Consider the following 1,806-nt stretch of genomic DNA (forward strand, 5'->3'; position numbering starts at 1 on the left):
CTCACGCGGAGCGCCGCCCTCACGGCGGTCGCCCCCACGGAAACCGCCCTCACGCGGAGCGCCACCTTCACGGCGGTCACCCCCACGGAAACCGCCCTCACGCGGAGCGCCGCCCTCACGGCGGTCACCCCCACGGAAGCCACCCTCACGGCGGTCGCCACCGCGGAAACCACCCTCGCGCGGGGCCTCGCCGTCACGGCGGAAGGCGCCCTCACGGGGCGCGCCACCGCGGAAGCCACCCTCACGGCGCTCACCAGCACCGAAGCCGCCCTCGCGGCGCTCGCCGCCACGGAAGCCACCCTCACGGCGGTCGCCACCGCGGAAGCCACCCTCACGCGGGGCCTCGCCGTCACGGCGGAAACCACCCTCGCGCGGACCGGAACGGAAGCCGCCCTCACGGGGCGCGCCACCGCGGAAGCCACCCTCGCGGCGGTCGCCGCCACCGAAGCCACCCTCACGGCGGTCACCGCCACGGAAGCCACCCTCACGCGGAGCGCCACCCTCACGACGGTCGCCACCACGGAAACCACCCTCACGCGGGGCCTCGCCGTCACGGCGGAAACCACCCTCGCGCGGACCGGAACGGAAGCCGCCCTCACGGGGCGCGCCACCGCGGAAGCCACCCTCGCGGCGGTCGCCGCCACCGAAGCCACCCTCACGGCGGTCACCGCCACGGAAGCCACCCTCACGCGGAGCGCCACCCTCACGACGGTCGCCACCACGGAAACCACCCTCACGCGGGGCCTCGCCGTCACGGCGGAAACCACCCTCGCGCGGACCGGAACGGAAGCCGCCCTCACGGGGCGCGCCACCGCGGAAACCGCCCTCGCGGCGGTCACCACCACGGAAGCCACCCTCACGCGGAGCGCCACCCTCACGACGGTCGCCACCACGGAAACCGCCCTCGCGGCGGTCACCACCACGGAAACCACCCTCACGCGGGGCCTCGCCGTCACGGCGGAAACCACCCTCGCGCGGGCCGGAACGGAAGCCGCCCTCACGGGGCGCGCCACCGCGGAAACCGCCCTCACGACGGTCACCACCACCGAAGCCACCGCCACGGGGGCCATCGCCGTCGCGGCGGAAACCACCCTCACGCGGGGCCCCGCCCTCACGGCGCTCGCCACCGCGGAACCCGCCCTCGCGGCGGTCACCGCCACGGAAACCACCTTCGCGCGGCGCCCCACCCTCCCGGCGGTCGCCGCCGCGGTAGCCGCCCTCACGCGGCGCCCCGCCCTCACGGCGGTCACCGCCACGGAAGCCACCCTCACGCGGGGCGTCGCCGTCACGGCGGTATCCACGGGAGTCGCCGTCGCGGGTACCGGAGCGGAAGCCGCCCTCGCGACGGTCACCGCCGCGATAGCCGCCGGCGTCGCGTCCAGCGCGGTCGTCGCGGTCTCCACGATACGGCGGACGGTCGTCCCGGCGCGGGGCAGCGCCCCGCCCCTCCGGACGGTCGGCGCGGTCTTCGTTACGACGCGGACGATCTCCGCCCTGCGGTCCTGAACTCACAGGTACATCCTTCCTCATTGCGCCACCAAAGGCGCTACGCAGTCGAGGGCCGACCCGAATGGGGCGGCCCTCGACTGGAAGATTGTCCGGCGGCGTCCTACTCTCCCACACCCTCCCGAGTGCAGTACCATCGGCGCTGGAGGGCTTAGCTTCCGGGTTCGGAATGTTACCGGGCGTTTCCCCTCCGCCATGACCGCCGTAACTCTATCGACTTATCAAACACACGCAGGTGTGTTCGTTTGTCGGGAGTTGCACAGTGGACGCGTAGCTTCTTTGTAGTCAAGTCCTCGGCCT

The 1,806-nt window shown here is 73.8% G+C and carries 1 protein-coding gene and 1 rRNA gene; one reads left to right on the top strand and one right to left on the bottom strand.

Annotated features, from left to right (window positions below):
• Positions 1-1,506 (top strand): hypothetical protein (locus V6U79_RS29645; protein WP_334616715.1); only part of this gene is annotated, 1,506 nt, incomplete at its 5' end.
• A gap of 90 nt (positions 1,507-1,596) precedes the next feature.
• Here V6U79_RS29645 and rrf read toward each other — a convergent pair.
• Positions 1,597-1,713, bottom strand: a 5S ribosomal RNA gene (gene rrf / locus V6U79_RS29650).
• Between the last annotated feature and the right edge of the window lie 93 nt (positions 1,714-1,806).

It is taken from the genome of Micromonospora psammae, assembly GCF_036902725.1.
Classification (GTDB): Bacteria; Actinomycetota; Actinomycetes; order Mycobacteriales; family Micromonosporaceae; genus Micromonospora.